Origin of the sequence: Bradyrhizobium ottawaense, assembly GCF_900099825.1 — a bacterium.
GTDB lineage: Bacteria > Pseudomonadota > Alphaproteobacteria > Rhizobiales > Xanthobacteraceae > Bradyrhizobium > Bradyrhizobium ottawaense_A.
Genome location: NZ_LT629693.1, coordinates 3798108 through 3815110, shown reverse-complemented (window position 1 = coordinate 3815110; position 17003 = coordinate 3798108). Strand labels below are relative to the sequence as shown.

Here is a 17003-nt window from a genome sequence, read left to right as displayed (position 1 = left end):
TAAGAGTTTACCCCGGGGAACGGCAGAGATTACATCATCAATTGAGTCTGCAGCATGTAGGCACGAAACTTTGCCCAGCCAATGGCGCGTTTTGGCGCGGGTGAAGTTTAGCGCGTTTTGACCGCGAGGGGAAACCCGATGATGCCCGGAAATCACGTATATTCAACTATTTAGGCGCTCGCCGGGGTAGCCGGCGGCGGCGTATGAGCCATATCCGGCACAAATCACCGCCGGTCCGCTTGGCCGCCGGCCCGTCGTCCTTGTGGAATGAGGCGGGGCTATGATAGCCACTCGCCCGGCAAAGGCATTTCCGCCCTCCGAGCGAATTCAGACGAAAATCCGGTCTCCGCTCGCCAGCGCTTCAGGAGAGAGTTTCATGACCAACGGTAACGGCGCGCCTCCCGAGCAGGCCCCTCCCCAACTCAACGTGCTGGCCCAGTATACCAAGGACCTGTCGTTCGAAAATCCGAACGCCCCCGCCTCCCTGGCGCCGCAGCAGCAGCAGCCGGCGATCAGCATCCAGATCAATGTCGGCGCCAACAACGTCTCCGAGAACGAGTTCGAGGTAACGCTTTCGGTCGAAGGCAAGGCTGAAAACGGCGGCAAGGTGATGTTCAGCTTCGAGCTCGCTTATGCCGGCGTGTTCCGGATCGTCAACGTGCCGAAGGAAAACCTGCACCCGCTGGTCATGATCGAGTGTCCGCGGCTGCTGTTCCCGTTCGCGCGCGAAATCATCGCAACCGCGGTGCGCGACGGCGGCTTCCCGCCGCTGATGCTGGATCCCGTCGATTTTGTCGGTCTGTACCGCCAGAATATGGAACGGCAGGCTGCGGAGCAGGTCGCTTCCGGCGTGAAACCGAGCTGAACAAACGTAGCGGCGGTTAGCCGCTGACATAGCGTTTTCGAGCGAAGCATGCCCTCGGACTTGATCCGTGGGTGGTCGCCGGTTCGCGTAAAGAAAACGCGTCAAATAAAAGAGTAGAGCCCGGTTCTGATGCAATCAGAACCGATAAGGCTCTAACCTGCGAGAAACTCGTTCCAGATCGGCTTGTCGCCCAGCGTGGCCACGAAAGCGCGATGCGCTTCGCGGTCGGCGTCGGTGATCCGCGGCGCCAGGGGAACCTCGCGCTGCCGTCGCGGGGTTTCGCCGATGCCGTTGGTCTGGTTCCCCCGGGTTTCGGACGCCAGGACAAGCTGCGACTGCCGCGCCCCGATCAGGTCGATATAGACTTCCGCCAGCAGCTCGGCGTCGAGCAGCGCGCCGTGCTTGGTGCGGCGGGAATTGTCGATCGCGTAGCGCGAACAGAGATCATCCAGCCGGTTTGACACGCCCGGATGCTTGCGGCGCGCCAGCAGCAGCGTGTCGACCAGCCGGTCGCGCGGGATCGGCTGCCGCTTGATGCGATCGAGTTCGGCATTGATGAAGCTGATGTCGAACGACGCGTTGTGGATCACCAGCGGCGCATCCGCGATGAATTCCAGAAACTCCTCGACCACTTCGGTAAACAGCGGCTTCGTGGCCAGGAACTCGGCGGACAGGCCATGCACGGCAAATGCTTCCGCCGGCATGTTGCGCTCGGGATTGATGTAGCGGTGGAAGGTCTGCCCCGTCGGCATCCGGTTGTAGATCTCAATGCAGCCGATTTCGACCAGCCGGTCACCGCGCAGCGGATCGAGGCCTGTGGTTTCGGTATCGAGAACGATTTCGCGCATGGCTCTTCAGGAAATTGAGTTCAAGGCGAATCAGGACCGCCGCTGCGGCATCTTAACGACCTCGGCCAGAATGTCGCGGATCCGAGTCCGCACCGGGTCCAGTCCGTGCGAGGTATCCACCACGAAATCCGCGCGCTTGCGTTTTTCCGCATCGGGCAACTGCCGCGCCAGGATGGCGTCGAGCGCCTCATGAGTCATGGTGCCGCGCGCGAGAATCCGCTCACGCTGGCTTTCCGGCGTTGTGGTGACCACCACCACGGCATCGACGCGCTTCTCGCCGCCGGTCTCGAACAACAGCGGGATATCCATCACCACGACGGGAGCGCCGGATCGCTCGGCCTCGGCCAGGAATTTCTGGCGGGAGGCGCCGAGCATCGGGTGAACGATCTGCTCGAGCTGCTTGATGGCGGCCGGATCGTGCACGACCTTGGCCGAGAGTTTGGCGCGGTCGACCTTGCCGTCGACGGTGGTGCCGGGAAACGCGGCTTCCACCGCCGGCGCCGCCTCGCCTTCGTAGATTTTGTGAACCGCCGCATCGGCGTCGTAGACCGGCACGCCCGCTTCCATAAACAGTTTTGCGGTGGTGGATTTTCCCATTCCGATCGAGCCGGTCAGTCCAAGGATCAGCATCAAGGTCGCCGTTTTCTCAAAAGATTTTCAGATACCGAGCAGCCGTTCGCGGCGCAGGAACTCAAGCAAGGGCAGCAGCGGCAGGCCGAGGATGGTGAAATGATCGCCCTCGATGCGCTCGAACAGATGCACCCCGAGACCCTCCAGTTGATAGGCGCCGACGCTGGTCGTCACCGCTTCGCCGGCCGCATCGAGATAGGCTGATATCTCGCTGTCGCTCAGATGCCGCATCGTCATTTTGGCGATGCTGACATCGGCAAACACTATCTTGCCGTCGCGGGCGACCGCAACGGCGGAATGCAGCGCATGACTGTTGCCGGCAAGCAAACGCAATTGCTCCGCTGCCTGCGCCCTGCCCGATGGCTTGCTGAACAGCCGTTCTCCCAACGCCAGCGTCTGGTCTGCGCCGATCACATGGCGGCCGGGATTTTTTGACGCCACGAACAGCGCCTTCTCGCGCGCCAGGAGGCCGGCAATCTCGCCGGGCGACGTGAGGCCGGCATTTTTTTGTACCGCACGTTCGTCGATGTCGGCCGGAACCGCTTCGAAACTGATCCCGGCATCGCCGAGCAGCATCTGCCGCGCGCGGCTTTGCGAGGCCAGTATCAGGGGATGGTTTCCACGCCAGACGGTCATCGCGTCGTCACTATTCCGGAAGCCGCTGGCGCTGGCGATCTGTAAACAGCTTCATAACAGCGGCGGCCGTTTCCTCGATCGATCGCCGCGTCACGTCGAGCTGCGCCCAACTGAACCTGGCACTGAGTTTTCGCGCATAGGCCACTTCATCGGTGACGGATTGACGATCGATGTAATCGTCGTTGCCGGTCTCGGCGCCCATGCTCAACAGCCGATTCTGCCGGACCTGGATCAGCCGTTCCGGCGTCGCATGGAGGCTGACGACCAGCGGCTTTTTCAATGTCTCGAGTTGATGCGGCAGCGGAATGCCGGGCACCAGCGGCACGTTCGCGGTGCGAATCCCGCGGTTGGCGAGATAGATCGAGGTCGGCGTCTTCGAGGTGCGGGACACGCCGACCAGAACCACGTCGGCGTCTTCGAGGCCTTCGACGTGCTGGCCGTCATCATGAATCATCGTGTAGTTCAGGGCGTCGATGCGCTTGAAATATTCCGCGTTCAGGACGTGCTGGGCGCCGACGCGACCGGTGGTGGCCGCACCGAGATAGGCCTCGAACAACTGCATCACAGGCCCGATGATCGACAGGCTCGGAATATTGATATCCCGGCATTTGGCTTCGAGACGGCTAACCAGATCCTTTTCCAACAGCGTGAAGAGCACGATGCCCGGCGCCTCCTCGATCTCGTCGAGCACGCGATCGAGCTGCTTCTGACTGCGCACCAGCGGATAGACATGTTCAACCGCCGACACGTTGGCGTACTGCGCGGCCACCGCGCGCGCCACCGTGATCAGCGTCTCACCGGTCGAATCGGAGACCAGATGAAGATGAAAATAGTTGCCGGTCGTGGGCACCAGAACCCCTGTGTAATCTGTGAATCCCTGTGGAGCTTAACCGAGATAATCGGCCCTGGATCGCCACGTCAGGGATAACCCGGACTTTTCTTCACAGGGCCTCCCGTGAGGACAACTCAAATCGCAGGTCCCGACGGTAGTGGGAAGATGTGGACTTGTCTCTTCATAACCCGACCACGGATCGGCGCAAGCGCTTGAAGCACGTAGCATTATTCGCAACAGCGCATTGACGCGCGGAATCGGTGATGACTGTGAACAAGTCCGGCAGAAATACGGGACGATTTTGTGTGAGTCCAATTCACCGCTACTTAGACTCAAACCTAAGATTCTAAAATTATTAGTTTAGAGAAGCGGTGCTTTGCGGATATGTCTCGCTCCCACGCTGGCGAAGGCTCTCTGCAACGTCGGCGTGACTGCAAGGTTTCAGGGCAAGGGCGATCGCGATGTACGAGTGGATCAAGGCGCTGCATGTGATTGCGGTCATCGCGTGGATGGCCGGCATGCTCTACCTGCCGCGGTTGTTCGTCTACCATTGCGAGGCGGAGATCGGCTCGAAACAGTCCGAGACGTTCAAGATCATGGAACGGCGGCTGCTGAAAGCGATCATCAATCCCGCCATGATCGTCACCTGGCTGGCCGGGCTGTACCTGGCGTGGAGCGGCCACTGGTACACGTCCGGCTGGTTTCACGGCAAATTTGCGCTGGTGCTGCTGTTGTCGGGCGTCCACGGCTTTTTTTCCCGTTGCGTGAAGGACTTTGCCGCTGACCGAAATACCAGAAGCCAGAAATTCTATCGAATTATCAATGAGGTACCGACAGTCCTGATGATCCTGATCGTTATTCTGGTCGTGGTAAAGCCGTTCTAGGCGATGCATTCGCCTGATATCCCGCCTGCTGACCTGCTTGCGGAACGTCCGACGATTTTCTATATTGCCGAAATCCCACCCCTCGCAGGCGGATGTGGTCGTGTTCCGGTTTCCTCATTGGACCGGCCGCCGCATCAGGTTTGAAGCCTCACCGGCGCTTTCCTTGCTTAGACCTGCGGACCTTCCATTTCTCCTGTCCGCTTTTTCTTAAAGCCACCTCGCACCCCTTCCCCCCAAGACACTCCACAGGACCACCCCAATGCGGGAAATGAAACTCCAGGACCTCAAAGCTAAAACGCCGGCCGAGCTCGTCTCGTTCGCGGAAGAGAACGGGGTCGAAAACGCCAGCACGATGCGCAAGCAGGAGCTGATGTTTGCCATTCTCAAGCAACTCGCGATTCAAGAAACCGACATTATCGGCGAAGGCGTCGTTGAGGTTCTCTCCGACGGCTTCGGATTCTTGCGCTCGCCCGATGCGAATTATCTGCCGGGCCCGGACGACATCTACGTTTCGCCTTCGCAGATCCGCCGCTTCGGTCTTCGCACCGGCGACACCATCGAAGGCCACATCCGCAGCCCGAAGGAAGGCGAACGCTATTTCGCGCTGCTGAAGGTCAACACCCTCAATTTCGAAGATCCGGAAAAGTCGAAGCACAAAGTCAATTTCGACAATTTGACGCCGCTGTTTCCTGATCAGCGCTTCCGGCTCGAACTCGAAGATCCGACCCGAAAAGACCTTTCTGCAAGGGTTATCGACATCGTCGCCCCGATCGGCAAAGGCCAGCGCGCCTTGATCGTGGCGCCGCCGCGCACCGGCAAGACGGTGCTGATGCAGAACATCGCGCACTCGATCACCGCCAATCATCCGGAATGCTACCTGATCGTGCTGCTGATCGACGAACGTCCGGAAGAAGTCACGGACATGCAGCGCTCGGTGAAGGGCGAGGTGGTGTCATCGACCTTCGACGAACCGGCGGTGCGTCACGTCCAGGTCGCCGAGATGGTGATCGAGAAGGCCAAGCGTCTCGTTGAACACGGCCGCGACGTCGTCATCCTGCTCGACTCGATTACGCGTCTGGGCCGCGCCTACAACACCGTGGTGCCGTCATCCGGCAAGGTGCTGACCGGCGGCGTCGACGCCAACGCGTTGCAGCGGCCGAAGCGATTCTTCGGTGCCGCGCGCAACATCGAGGAGGGCGGTTCGCTCACGATCATCGCGACCGCGCTGGTCGATACCGGCAGCCGCATGGACGAAGTCATCTTCGAGGAGTTCAAGGGCACCGGTAACTCCGAACTGATTCTGGACCGCAAGGTCTCGGACAAGCGGACCTTCCCGGCGATCGATATCTCGCGCTCCGGCACCCGCAAGGAAGAGCTGATCACCGATCCGCAGCTCCTGAAGAAAATGTATGTGCTGCGCCGGATCCTCAATCCGATGGGCACCATGGATGCGATCGACTTCCTGCTCGACAAGCTCCGCAACACCAAGAACAACTCGGAATTCTTCGATTCCATGAATACCTAAGCCATCGGTTCGGGTTTGATCAGGGCGTCTCGTGCAAGCGGGGCGCCCTTTTTCATGCTGCAGGCATTGCTGCAGCAGACCTGCAGCACGAGGACGAGCTCCTGTGCGGCGAGATATTCAGATAAGTATCTGATATTTATTGGTTATTTAGAGTGCCGCTGCGGGCAGGGCGATCGCTGAGAATTTTTGCAACATCATTGCTGCATCAATCCTGCGGCGTGACGCTTTCGGGTGAGGCCACTTCCTGCGCTTCAGGTGCAGGCGGCCAGGCTGAAATTGCGTTGCCTTTTCAAGGTCTCCTGCACAAATAGGCGATGCATCCGCGGGATCAGACCATTTTTGCGCTGTCGTCAGGCCGGCCGCCGAGCGCCATCGCGATGGTGCGGGTTTCGGGTCCGCAGGCCGGGCCGCTATTGAGCGCCCTGGGCGGAAAAGTCCCGCCGGCGCGTGCGGCTACCCGGGCACTGCTTCGCGATGTCGGCCAGCAGCCGATCGACGATGCTGTGGTGGTGTGGTTTCCGGGACCGGCCAGTGCGACCGGTGAGGATGTTGCCGAGTTCCACGTCCACGGCGGCCGGGCGGTGCTGGCCGCCTTGTTTGCGGCGCTGGCTGGGTTCGAAAATGTTCGCACCGCCGACCCGGGCGAATTTACCCGGCGGGCGTTCGAGAACGGCAAGCTCGACCTGACCGAAGCCGAAGGCCTCGACGATCTCATTCACGCCGACACCGATCGTCAGCGCCGCCAGGCGCTGCGCCAGCTCAAGGGATTGCTCGGCGACAGAGCGCGCGACTGGCGCGCACGGATCATAGAAGCGTCGGCACTGATCGAGGCGGGCATCGATTTTTCGGACGAGGGTGACGTGCCGGCGGAATTGATTGCGCCTGCGATGGCGAAAATCAAGACGCTGCTGGCGGAGATTCAGGAAGTCCTTGCGGCACAGGGACAAAGTGAACGGCTGCGCGACGGCTTGGTGGTCGCGATCGCGGGTCCGCCGAATGTCGGAAAATCGACGCTGATGAATCAGCTGGCGCGGCGCGAGGTTGCGATCGTATCGCCGCACGCCGGCACCACGCGCGACGTCATCGAAGTGCAGCTCGATCTCGACGGCTATCCGGTGACTGTCATCGACACCGCCGGCATTCGCGAGACCGACGATCCCGTAGAACAGGAGGGCGTGCGCCGCGCCCGGGCCCGCGCAGCGGATGCCGACCTGGTGCTGTGGCTCGCCGATTCGCCGCAAGCCCGGATGGAGCAGCAGGGCGCGGCGCCGGTTTGGCTGGTGCGGAACAAGATTGATATCGCGGCACCGGGTCGGCCAATGGCCCAGGGGCAAGGGAAAGCGGGGTTCGAGATCTCGGCTAGCCGCGGTGACGGATTGCCGGAGTTGATCGCCGCGCTGGTCGGCTTTGCGCAGGATTACTTTGGCGGCAATGAAGGCGGGTTGATCGGCCGAACCCGGCAGCGAAAATTGCTGGAGGAAACGGCGGCTTCGCTGCGACGCAGCATCGGTGTTGTCGGGGAGGGCGAGGAACTCGCGGCTGAGGAGCTCCGAACGGCAGCTCATTCCTTGGGAAGACTGCTTGGCCGGGTCGACGTCGAGGATATCCTTGATGTGATCTTCCGTGAGTTTTGTGTTGGAAAATAATATTTCTTTGTTCATTTCATAGCGACGCTGTTTCACGTGAAACACTTTCGGGAACCTCGCCGTTTCACGTGAAACAATCGGCAGCTCTTGCGGCATTTCCAGCTTTCCGGTTTTGCGACTTCGGGATAGAAGTCGCGGCATGATTTCCAAGGCGGATTCAGTGGCGGATTCATTCGACGTCATCGTCATCGGCGGCGGCCATGCCGGCTGCGAAGCCGCGAGCGCGGCTGCGCGGATGGGCGCGAAGACCGCCCTGGTGACGCACCGTTTCGCGACCATCGGCGCCATGTCCTGTAACCCCGCCATCGGCGGTCTCGGCAAGGGCCATCTGGTGCGCGAGGTCGATGCCCTGGATGGCTTGATGGGCCGGGTCGCCGACGCCGGCGGCATCCAGTTCCGGATGCTGAACCGCCGCAAGGGTCCGGCTGTCCGAGGGCCAAGGGCCCAAGCGGACCGGAAGCTTTACGCCGCCGCCATGCAGGCCGCGATTATCGACACCGCCAATCTCAGCGTCATCGAAGGCGAGGCGGACGAACTGATCGTCTCCGGCGGCCGGGTTACCGGCATCCGCCTCGGCGATGGCCGCGAACTCGCTTGCGGCGCTGTGGTCGTTACGACCGGCACGTTCCTGCGCGGGCTGATTCATCTCGGCGAAAAGAACTGGCCGGCGGGCCGGGTCGATGAAGCTCCGGCCATGGGGCTCTCGGCCTCGTTCGAACGCGCCGGCTTTACCCTTGGCCGGTTGAAGACCGGCACGCCGCCGCGGCTCGATGGGAGCACCATCGACTGGTCGGCGGTTGAGATGCAGCCGGGCGACGATCCGCCGGAGCCGTTTTCGGTCATGACCGACCGGATCACGACGCCGCAGATCCAGTGCGGCATCACCCGGACGACGCCGGCGACCCATGAGGTGATCCGGGCCAACGTGCATCGTTCGCCGATGTATTCCGGCCAGATCAAGAGCAGCGGTCCGCGCTATTGCCCTTCGATCGAGGACAAGATCGTCCGCTTCGGCGACCGCGACGGCCACCAGATTTTTCTTGAGCCGGAAGGTCTCGACGACTCCACGGTCTACCCCAACGGTATCTCGACCTCGCTGCCGGAGGAGGTTCAGCTGGCGATCCTGGCGACCATTCCCGGTCTCGAGCGGGTCAGGATGGTCCGGCCGGGCTATGCCATCGAATATGACCATGTCGATCCCCGTGAACTTGAGCCGACCCTGCAGACCAAGCGTCTGCCGGGCCTGTTCCTGGCCGGGCAGATCAACGGCACCACCGGATATGAAGAAGCGGCGGCGCAGGGGATTGTCGCAGGTCTGAACGCCGCCCTGATGGCGGGCAGTGCCGATCCGATCGTCTTCGATCGCGCCGACGGCTATCTTGGGGTCATGATCGACGACCTCGTGACCCGCGGGATTACCGAGCCGTATCGGATGTTCACCTCCAGGGCCGAGTATCGCCTGACCCTGCGGGCCGACAATGCCGACCAGCGCCTGACAGACAAGGGAATTGCCTTGGGCTGTGTTGGCCCGGCGCGTTCGGCGCGCCATGCCGCGAAGATGGCCGCGCTCAATGCCGCGAAGTCGCTGGCGAAGTCGTTGGCAATTACTCCCAATGAAGCGGCCAAGCACGGCCTGGCGCTGAACAAGGACGGTCATCGCCGCACCGCGTTCGAGCTGCTGGCCTATCCGGACGTCGAATGGAGCATGCTGCGCGGGATCTGGCCGGAGCTATCGGCCATTGACCCATCGATCGCGTTTCATCTGGAGATCGACGCCAAATACGACGTCTATCTGAAGCGCCAGACCGCTGACGTCGATGCCTTCCGGCGCGACGAAGGGCTGGTTCTGACTGATATCGATTACGCCGAGGTACCTGGGCTCTCCAACGAGGCGCGTGCAAAGCTCGAGGCGGCGCGACCGCGCACCGTGGGGCAGGCGGGCCGGCTCGATGGTTTGACGCCAGCGGCGCTGGGAATTCTCGCGGCCTATCTGCGACGCGAAGCGCGACGGAGGACGTCGAAGGTCAGCGCGTAGGGGAGTGTTTCACGTGAAACGGGGTGGGGGGTTGCGCCTCGCTCCCGCGGCCGTCATTGCGAGGAGCGTAGCGACGACTTGTCCGCCGTAGCTCCGTGAGCGAAGGCGGAAGCAATCCATACTTTGCGGGCGGCTAGGTGGATTGCTTCGCTGCGCTCGCAATGACAGCGTCGACCGGTCAACCCCAGCAGATTCCTATGCCCAAAGCCCCCATCTCACCCATCCACCCATCCGACAAGGCTGCGGCTCTGGCCCTCACTCCGGTTTCACGTGAAACAGAGGCGCGGCTGGATCGCTATGTCGATCTCCTGGTGGCGTGGCAGGCGAAAACCAATCTCGTCGCGCCGTCGACACTTCCAAATCTTTGGACCCGGCACATCTCGGATTCGCTGCAGCTCTTGAGTCTGGCGCCGTCGGCGAAGACATGGGTCGACCTCGGCAGCGGCGGCGGCTTTCCCGGTGTGGTGTTGGCGTGTGCGTTGGCGGAGACGCCAGGCGCAAATATTCATTTGATCGAGCGCAACGCCAAGAAGGCCGCCTTCCTGCGCGAGGCGATCCGCGTCACCTCGGCGGCGGGGACCGTGCATCTGGCTGACATCGGGGATAGTGTGGATAGAATCGCCGGACCGATCGATTGCGTCACTGCACGGGCGCTGGCTCCGTTACATCAACTCATCGGTTTCGCGGAACCGGTGGTGAGAAAGGGCGCGAAAGCGCTGTTTCTCAAGGGCCAAGATGTAGAGGCTGAATTGACCGAAGCCACTAAATATTGGAATATTACGCCACGACTCCACTCCAGCCGCACCAGCGGAAACGGCTGGATCGTCGAACTCGACCAAATCGATCGGCGAACGAGCTCCGCGACGGCAGACGGAAATCAAGTGTGATGGTAATTGATCAAGTTTATCAAGAGGATAGGGCACCCATGCGGGCCGGCCATCCGCGTATCCTGTCGCTCGCCAACCAGAAGGGCGGCGTCGGCAAGACCACCACCGCGATCAATCTCGGCACCGCACTCGCAGCGATTGGCGAACGCGTGCTGATCGTCGATCTCGATCCGCAGGGCAACGCTTCCACCGGTCTCGGGATCGATCGGCGCAGCCGCAACTGCTCGACCTATGACGTTCTGATCGGCGAAGCGCCGCTGCGCGAGGCGGTGGTCGCCACCGCGGTGCCGCGGCTGCACATCGCCTCCTCGACGATGGATCTGTCGGGCCTCGAACTGGAATTGGGATCGACGCCCGGCCGCGCGTTCCGCCTGCGCGATGCGATCGCCGCGCTCAATCAAAATGCCGAGGCCGGGTCCGAGTACACCTATGTGCTGATCGATTGCCCGCCGTCGCTCAATCTTCTCACCGTCAACGCGATGGCGGCGTCGGATGCGATCCTGGTGCCGCTGCAATGCGAGTTCTTCGCGCTCGAAGGTCTGTCGCAATTGCTGCAGACGGTGGAGCAGGTGCGCTCGACGCTCAATCCCAACCTGTCGATCCACGGCATCGTGCTGACCATGTTCGACTCGCGCAACAACCTGTCGAACCAGGTCGTCGCCGACGTCCGGCAGTTCATGGGCTCCAAGGTCTACAACACCATGATCCCGCGCAACGTGCGGATCTCCGAGGCGCCGTCCTACGGCAAGCCGGTGCTGGTCTACGATCTCAAATGCGTCGGCAGCGATGCGTATCTGAAGCTCGCGACCGAAGTGATCCAGCGCGAGCGCGAGCTGAAGACGCATTGAGCTACGTAGGGTGGGCAAAGGCGTCTTCGCCGTGCCCACCACCTTCACCACCCTACGAATTTCTAGTTCCGGAGTGATGCGAAGTGAATCCAAGGGAGTTGGCAATGGCCGACGAAGCGCGTTCGCGACTGGGCCGCGGTCTTGCAAGTCTGATCGGAGATGTCGGCGGCGAGGCCGCGCATGTCGACCGGCCGCGCAACCAGCGCAAGGTGCCGATCGAATTCCTGAAACCCAATCCGCGCAACCCGCGCCGGACTTTTTCCGATTCCGAACTCGGCGAGCTCGCCGCCTCCGTCAAGCAGCATGGCGTGATCCAGCCGATCGTGGTGCGCCCGGTCAAGGGCGCGCAGGATCGCTTTGAGATCATCGCCGGCGAACGCCGCTGGCGCGCGTCGCAGCTCGCCGGCCTGCACGAAGTGCCGATCGTCCCCTTGGACGTCAGCGACGCCGATGCGCTCGAAATCGCGATCATCGAAAACGTGCAGCGCGAAGACCTCAACGCGATGGAAGAGGCGCAGGGCTATCACGCGCTGGCGGACGAATTCAAACGCAGCCAGGAAGACATCGCCAAGATCGTCGGGAAGAGCCGCAGCCACGTCGCCAACATGATGCGGCTGACCAAACTGCCGTCGGAGGTGCAGGCCTATATCGCCACGGGCGAATTGTCGGCCGGCCATGCCCGTGCGCTGATCGGCGTGCCCGACCCGCTGACCGCCGCGAAGCGCATCGTCGCCGAAGGCCTCAGCGTACGACAGACCGAAGCGCTGGCGCATGAGGAAGGCGTGCCGGAGCGCAAGCCGCAGAAGGCGCGCAGTGGCGGTGGCGCCAAGGTCAAGGACCCCGATACGATCGCATTGGAAAAGCGCGTCAGCGACGCGCTCGGTCTTGCCGTGACGGTTAACCACCGCGATCCCGGCGGCAGCGTGCAGATCAACTATCGCAACCTCGAACAGCTCGACGAAGTAATGCGGCGGTTGGCGCGGGGAAGTTAGTCACCGTCGTCCCGGCGAACGCCGGGACCCATACCGCGTTGTGCTATCGATTAAGCAAGATCGCTAACGCCTTCTCCAACAACTGGTGACGGTGGTTATGGGTCCCGGCGTTCGCCGGGACGACACCGAGAAAGCTACCCCCGTCGCCGCGCATTGACAGCGATCGAAAGCAGCGTGCGTTGCGCGATCGCGGACGCCAGCGTGGCCTGCTTGCGCATGTCGAACGCGGCGGTGGCGAGCTGCTCGATGATGGCGACGAGCTTGGCCGGGCTGAAATTGCGCAGCGCGATTTCGACATTGGCCTTGCGCGAGAAATGGACGCGCGGATATCCGCTCTCCAGCAGGACCGAGGTCGGCGTGCCCTCGGCCACCGCCAGCGATGATTTGTGCAGCCATGCCGCCTGGCGCTGCGCGGCCATGATGATCACGCCGGGATAGGTGCCGGCGACCATCGCTTTCGCAAACTCGCTCTCGACCAGATCCGGCTTGCCCGCAAAGGCGCTGTCGACGATCGGGTCGAGCTTTAGTTCGGAAGCGTCGGAAACCACGGTCATGACGTCGTCGAGCGTCACCTCGCCCTGGCCATGGGAATAAAGCGCGAGCTTGCGAAGCTCGTTGCGGGAGGCCTGCCGGTCGCCGCCGAGCAGCGCCGCCAACACCGCGCGCGCGTCCGGCGCGATGCGCAGGTTGGAGACGCGCAGCTCGTCATCGATCAATTTAGCGAGGTCGCGCTCGGTGTCGGGATAGCAGGCGATGGCGACGGCGGTCTTGGCGCGTTCGCAGGCCTTGCGCAGCGCCGACTCCGGCCGCAACTCGCCGGCCTCGATCACGATGCGGCAATCCTTCAGCGGCATGTCCGCCAGCGTGTCGACTCCGCCAGCGAAACTGCGCGAGCCGGCGCGCACCCGAATGGCGCGGCGGCCGCCGAACAGCGGCACCGTCATCGCTTCGTCGACCAGCCGCGAAGGCTCGGCCGCCAGTTCGTCGCCATCCAGCCGGACCAGCGAGAAGGGATCGTTGGGATCGTCGACCGCAGACGCCAACAAGGCATCGGCGCGTTCGCGCACGAGGCCGGCGTCGGGACCGTAAAGCAGGATGATGGGGCGGCCGGCATCGGGCCGGGCGAGAAAAGCGTCGATCTCTTTTCCGCGGAGCGCGACCAAGGATCAGGTGCCGGCGACGAAGAACGACGCCAACCGGGTCTGGATGTTTTCCGCGATTTCGTTGGCGGCGCGATCTTCGGCGTCGCGGAAGGCGCGGGCACGGGCGAAGCGCTGCAGCTGGCCCGGGATATCGTAGGACACGCGGGAGAAGGTGGTGCCGGTCATGACCGATTTGTTGGTGGCGAGGTCGATCAGATTGTACTGCGCGTCGATGCCGTAGTTCTCGCTGGTCGGCAGTCCCGTGGCCTGATCGATCATCAGCGAAGAGCGGCTGGAGTTGAAGCGAAGCACCAGCCGATGGGTCGGCGGCATTCCGGTGGCGGTGCCGTAGAGCTTGAACGCCAGCGCGTTGCGGATTTCGACCTGGATGCGGGCTTCGCGCGACGCGTTGTTCTTGTCGACCGGCGGGACTTCCACGCCCATCAGCTTTTCGCGCAGCCCTGGGGTGCCGTCGGCATGCTCGGCATACATCGGCTGGAAGCAGCCGGCCGTCAGCGCTGCCAGAGCGGCCACGGCGAGCAGCCGAGCGACGATCCGGGTGTTAGCCAACGACATTCACAATCCTCATCGGAACCACGATCACCTTGCGGACGGACTTGCCGCCGAGGGCCAGTTTTACCGCATCGAGTGCCAGAACGGCAGCCTCAATTTCCGGATTTTGGGCGCCCCGTGGCACGGTTACATCACCCCGCTTTTTGCCGTTGACCTGGACCACCAGCGTCACGGTGTCTTCAACCAGCAAATCGCGTTCGATTTGGGGCCAATTGGCCTCCGAAATCAGCCCGGATTGCCCCAATACCGTCCAGCACTCCTCGGCCAGATGCGGCATCATGGGCGCAAACAGTTGAACAAGGATGACGGAGGCCTCCTGGACTGCCCAGGCGAGATCGGGCGCAGGGGTTCCCTCGCGCGCCAGCACCTCGGCCAGCGCATTGGCGAATTCGCGGATATGGGCGAGACAGACATTGAAATGCAGCCGCTCAATACCTGAGGACACCTTGTCCAGCGCGCCATGGGCCGCTTTCCGCAGCGCCAGGGCGTCCGGGCCGAACGCCGCCGGCCGGGCCGCCGGGGCTGATTTGGCAAGGTCAGCGGATTCGTTCACCAGCCGCCACAGCCGCTGCACGAAGCGCGAGGCGCCCTGCACGCGCTCGTCGCTCCAGATCACGTCGCGATCGGGCGGCGAGTCCGACAGCATGAACCAGCGCGCGACATCGGCGCCATAGGTCGCGATGATGTCGTCGGGGTCGACGGTGTTCTTCTTCGACTTCGACATCTTCTCGATGGCGCCGACATGGATGTCTTCGCCTGTCGTGAGCAGCGTGGCGCGCTTGCCGTTGGCGGCGGTCTCGATCTTCACTTCCGCCGGCGTCACGTAGGAGCCGTCGGCCTTCTGATAGGTCTCGTGCACCACCATGCCCTGCGTGAACATGCCGGCAAACGGCTCGTCCATGCCGATATGTCCGGTCGCCTTCATCGCACGGGTGAAGAAGCGGCTGTACAGCAGATGCAGGATCGCGTGCTCGACGCCGCCGATATACTGGTCGACCGGCATCATCCGGTTCGCAACTTCTGGCGTCGTCGGCGCCTTGTCGTTCCAGGGGTCGGTGAAGCGCGCGAAATACCAGGACGAGTCCACGAAGGTATCCATGGTGTCGGTTTCGCGCTGGGCTTTGCCGCCGCATTTCGGGCAGGCGACGTGCTTCCAGGTCGGATGATGGTCGAGCGCGTTGCCGGGCTTGTCGAAGGAGACATCCTCGGGCAGCACGACCGGCAGATCCGCATCGGGCACTGGCACGACGTCGCATTTCGGGCAATGGATCACCGGGATCGGGCAGCCCCAATAGCGCTGCCGTGAGATGCCCCAGTCGCGCAGGCGAAAGTTCACCTGCCGCTCGCCGACCGGCATGTTGCCGCGAACCTCGGTTTCCAGCCGCTTTGCGACTTCTTCCTTGGCCTGCTCGATGGTCATGCCATCGAGGAAGCGCGAATTGATCATGCGGCCGTCGCCGTCATAGGCGGTGTCGGTGATGACAAAGGTGGCCGGGTCCTGGCCCTCGGGGCAGACCACCGGCGTGACGCCGAGGCCGTATTTGTTGACGAAGTCGAGATCGCGCTGGTCGTGCCCCGGGCAACCGAAGATCGCGCCGGTGCCGTATTCCATCAGCACGAAGTTGGCGACGTAAACCGGAATCTTCCAGCTTGGGTCGAACGGATGCACGGCGCGGATGCCGGTGTCGAAACCCTGCTTCTCAGCGGTGTCGATGATTTCCTGCGCGGTGCCGATCTTCTTCACCTCGGCGATGAACTCGGCGAGCTTCGGATTCTTTGCAGCCGCTGCCTGTGCCAGCGGATGATCGGCCGCGATCGCCATGAACTTGGCGCCGAACAGCGTGTCGGGCCGCGTCGTGAAAATCTTCAGCTCGGACTCGCCGGCCGGCGTCGTTGCCGGATCGAGCGCGAAGCGCACCAGCAAGCCTTCGGAGCGGCCGATCCAGTTGCGCTGCATCAGGCGGACCTTGTCGGGCCAGCGATCCAGGCCATCCAAAGCGTCCAGCAGTTCCTGCGAGTACTTCGTGATCTTGAAGACCCACTGGTTCATCTCGCGCTGCTCGACGACAGCGCCGGAGCGCCAGCCGCGGCCGTCGATCACCTGCTCGTTGGCGAGCACGGTCATGTCGACCGGGTCCCAGTTGATCTTGCGCTTCTCGCGTTCGGCGAGGCCTTCGCGCAGAAAATCCAAAAACATCCTCTGCTGGTGCTTGTAGTAGCTGGGGTCGCAGGTCGCGAATTCGCGTGACCAGTCGAGCGACAGCCCGATCGACTGCAGCTGTTTCTTCATCGCGGCGATGTTGTCGTAGGTCCAGGCTTTCGGCGCCACCTTGCGCTCGATCGCGGCGTTCTCCGCCGGCAGTCCGAACGCGTCCCAGCCCATCGGGTGCAGCACGTTAAAACCCTTGGCGCGCATGAACCGCGCCAGCACGTCGCCCAGCGTGTAATTGCGGACATGCCCGATATGGATGCGCCCGGACGGGTAGGGGAACATCTCGAGCACGTAATATTTCGGCCGCGGATCGTCGTTTTTGGAGGCGAAGATCGCCTTCTGGTCCCACTGGCGTTGCCAGCGCGGCTCGGAATCACGGGCGTTATAGCGTTCGGAGGTCATGAAATCGCAGGGCTTTTTGTGGATTCGGGGGCCCGTTTAGGGACGG

The 17003-nt window shown here is 62.5% G+C and carries 15 protein-coding genes; 8 read left to right on the top strand and 7 right to left on the bottom strand.

Annotated elements, in window-relative coordinates; all coding sequences use genetic code 11:
• The first annotated feature begins 376 nt into the window (after positions 1–376).
• Complete coding sequence (secB, locus tag BLR13_RS17790; protein ID WP_074821139.1) at positions 377–865, top strand: protein-export chaperone SecB; 489 nt, start codon at positions 377–379, stop codon at positions 863–865.
• 152 nt (positions 866–1017) lie between these two features.
• Here secB and dnaQ read toward each other — a convergent pair whose 3' ends face one another.
• Genes dnaQ through BLR13_RS17770 form a run of 4 tightly spaced genes read right to left on the bottom strand, consistent with a single transcriptional unit; the run spans position 1018 to position 3829 of the window.
• Positions 1018–1713: a DNA polymerase III subunit epsilon gene (dnaQ, locus tag BLR13_RS17785; protein WP_074821140.1), complete on the bottom strand. Its 696-nt coding sequence runs from the start codon at positions 1711–1713 to the stop codon at positions 1018–1020.
• Positions 1714–1743: 30 nt separating this feature from the next.
• A complete protein-coding gene (gene coaE, locus BLR13_RS17780) occupies positions 1744–2343 on the bottom strand; it encodes a dephospho-CoA kinase (protein WP_074821142.1) in 600 nt (199 codons plus the stop codon).
• A gap of 27 nt (positions 2344–2370) precedes the next feature.
• A complete protein-coding gene (locus BLR13_RS17775; protein WP_074821145.1) occupies positions 2371–2979 on the bottom strand; it encodes a Maf family protein in 609 nt (202 codons plus the stop codon).
• A gap of 10 nt (positions 2980–2989) precedes the next feature.
• Positions 2990–3829: a pyruvate, water dikinase regulatory protein gene (locus BLR13_RS17770; RefSeq protein ID WP_074821148.1), complete on the bottom strand. Its 840-nt coding sequence runs from the start codon at positions 3827–3829 to the stop codon at positions 2990–2992.
• Positions 3830–4272: 443 nt separating this feature from the next.
• Between BLR13_RS17770 and hemJ the strand changes: the two genes are divergently transcribed.
• From hemJ to BLR13_RS17735, 7 genes are all read left to right on the top strand, one after another.
• Positions 4273–4695 carry a protoporphyrinogen oxidase HemJ gene (gene hemJ / locus BLR13_RS17765; protein ID WP_074821150.1) on the top strand — a complete coding sequence of 141 codons (423 nt, stop codon included), beginning with the start codon at positions 4273–4275 and terminating at the stop codon, positions 4693–4695.
• Positions 4696–4954: 259 nt separating this feature from the next.
• Complete coding sequence (gene rho / locus BLR13_RS17760) at positions 4955–6220, top strand: transcription termination factor Rho (RefSeq protein ID WP_074821153.1); 1266 nt, start codon at positions 4955–4957, stop codon at positions 6218–6220.
• A 314-nt stretch (positions 6221–6534) separates the two neighbouring features.
• Positions 6535–7866 (top strand): tRNA uridine-5-carboxymethylaminomethyl(34) synthesis GTPase MnmE, encoded by a 1332-nt coding sequence (gene mnmE / locus BLR13_RS17755; RefSeq protein WP_074821156.1) that lies wholly within the window; start codon positions 6535–6537, stop codon positions 7864–7866.
• A 139-nt stretch (positions 7867–8005) separates the two neighbouring features.
• Entirely contained in the window at positions 8006–9901 is a 1896-nt protein-coding gene (mnmG, locus tag BLR13_RS17750; protein WP_074821158.1) for a tRNA uridine-5-carboxymethylaminomethyl(34) synthesis enzyme MnmG, read from the top strand.
• Between the two features lie 197 nt (positions 9902–10098).
• Entirely contained in the window at positions 10099–10788 is a 690-nt protein-coding gene (rsmG, locus tag BLR13_RS17745) for a 16S rRNA (guanine(527)-N(7))-methyltransferase RsmG (protein WP_074821161.1), read from the top strand.
• On the top strand, positions 10785–11636 hold the full coding sequence (locus tag BLR13_RS17740) for an AAA family ATPase (RefSeq protein WP_074821163.1): 852 nt from the start codon (positions 10785–10787) through the stop codon (positions 11634–11636). The genes rsmG and BLR13_RS17740 overlap by 4 nt, the downstream gene beginning before the upstream one ends.
• 104 nt (positions 11637–11740) lie before the next feature.
• Entirely contained in the window at positions 11741–12628 is an 888-nt protein-coding gene (locus BLR13_RS17735; protein ID WP_074821165.1) for a ParB/RepB/Spo0J family partition protein, read from the top strand.
• 134 nt (positions 12629–12762) lie between these two features.
• Here BLR13_RS17735 and holA read toward each other — a convergent pair whose 3' ends face one another.
• The 3 genes from holA to leuS are packed head-to-tail and all read right to left on the bottom strand — an operon-like array spanning position 12763 to position 16957.
• The gene (gene holA / locus BLR13_RS17730) at positions 12763–13791 is read right to left on the bottom strand and encodes a DNA polymerase III subunit delta (RefSeq protein ID WP_074821167.1); all 1029 of its coding nucleotides are present in this window, start codon (positions 13789–13791) and stop codon (positions 12763–12765) included.
• Positions 13792–13794: 3 nt separating this feature from the next.
• Entirely contained in the window at positions 13795–14346 is a 552-nt protein-coding gene (lptE, locus tag BLR13_RS17725; protein ID WP_074821169.1) for an LPS assembly lipoprotein LptE, read from the bottom strand.
• Positions 14333–16957, bottom strand: a complete 2625-nt coding sequence (gene leuS / locus BLR13_RS17720; protein WP_074821171.1) for a leucine--tRNA ligase — start codon at positions 16955–16957, stop codon at positions 14333–14335. The genes lptE and leuS overlap by 14 nt, the downstream gene beginning before the upstream one ends.
• Between the last annotated feature and the right edge of the window lie 46 nt (positions 16958–17003).

Bases quoted from the DNA above. Each gene is read 5' to 3' on its own strand.
- hemJ (WP_074821150.1), top strand. From the start codon at position 4,273: ATGTACGAGTGGATCAAGGCGCTGCATGTGATTGCGGTCATCGCGTGG.
- dnaQ (WP_074821140.1), bottom strand. From the start codon at position 1,713: ATGCGCGAAATCGTTCTCGATACCGAAACCACAGGCCTCGATCCGCTG.
- mnmE (WP_074821156.1), top strand. From the start codon at position 6,535: ATGCATCCGCGGGATCAGACCATTTTTGCGCTGTCGTCAGGCCGGCCG.
- coaE (WP_074821142.1), bottom strand. From the start codon at position 2,343: ATGCTGATCCTTGGACTGACCGGCTCGATCGGAATGGGAAAATCCACC.
- lptE (WP_074821169.1), bottom strand. From the start codon at position 14,346: ATGTCGTTGGCTAACACCCGGATCGTCGCTCGGCTGCTCGCCGTGGCC.
- BLR13_RS17735 (WP_074821165.1), top strand. From the start codon at position 11,741: ATGGCCGACGAAGCGCGTTCGCGACTGGGCCGCGGTCTTGCAAGTCTG.
- leuS (WP_074821171.1), bottom strand. From the start codon at position 16,957: ATGACCTCCGAACGCTATAACGCCCGTGATTCCGAGCCGCGCTGGCAA.
- rho (WP_074821153.1), top strand. From the start codon at position 4,955: ATGCGGGAAATGAAACTCCAGGACCTCAAAGCTAAAACGCCGGCCGAG.
- secB (WP_074821139.1), top strand. From the start codon at position 377: ATGACCAACGGTAACGGCGCGCCTCCCGAGCAGGCCCCTCCCCAACTC.
- mnmG (WP_074821158.1), top strand. From the start codon at position 8,006: ATGATTTCCAAGGCGGATTCAGTGGCGGATTCATTCGACGTCATCGTC.
- BLR13_RS17775 (WP_074821145.1), bottom strand. From the start codon at position 2,979: ATGACCGTCTGGCGTGGAAACCATCCCCTGATACTGGCCTCGCAAAGC.
- rsmG (WP_074821161.1), top strand. From the start codon at position 10,099: ATGCCCAAAGCCCCCATCTCACCCATCCACCCATCCGACAAGGCTGCG.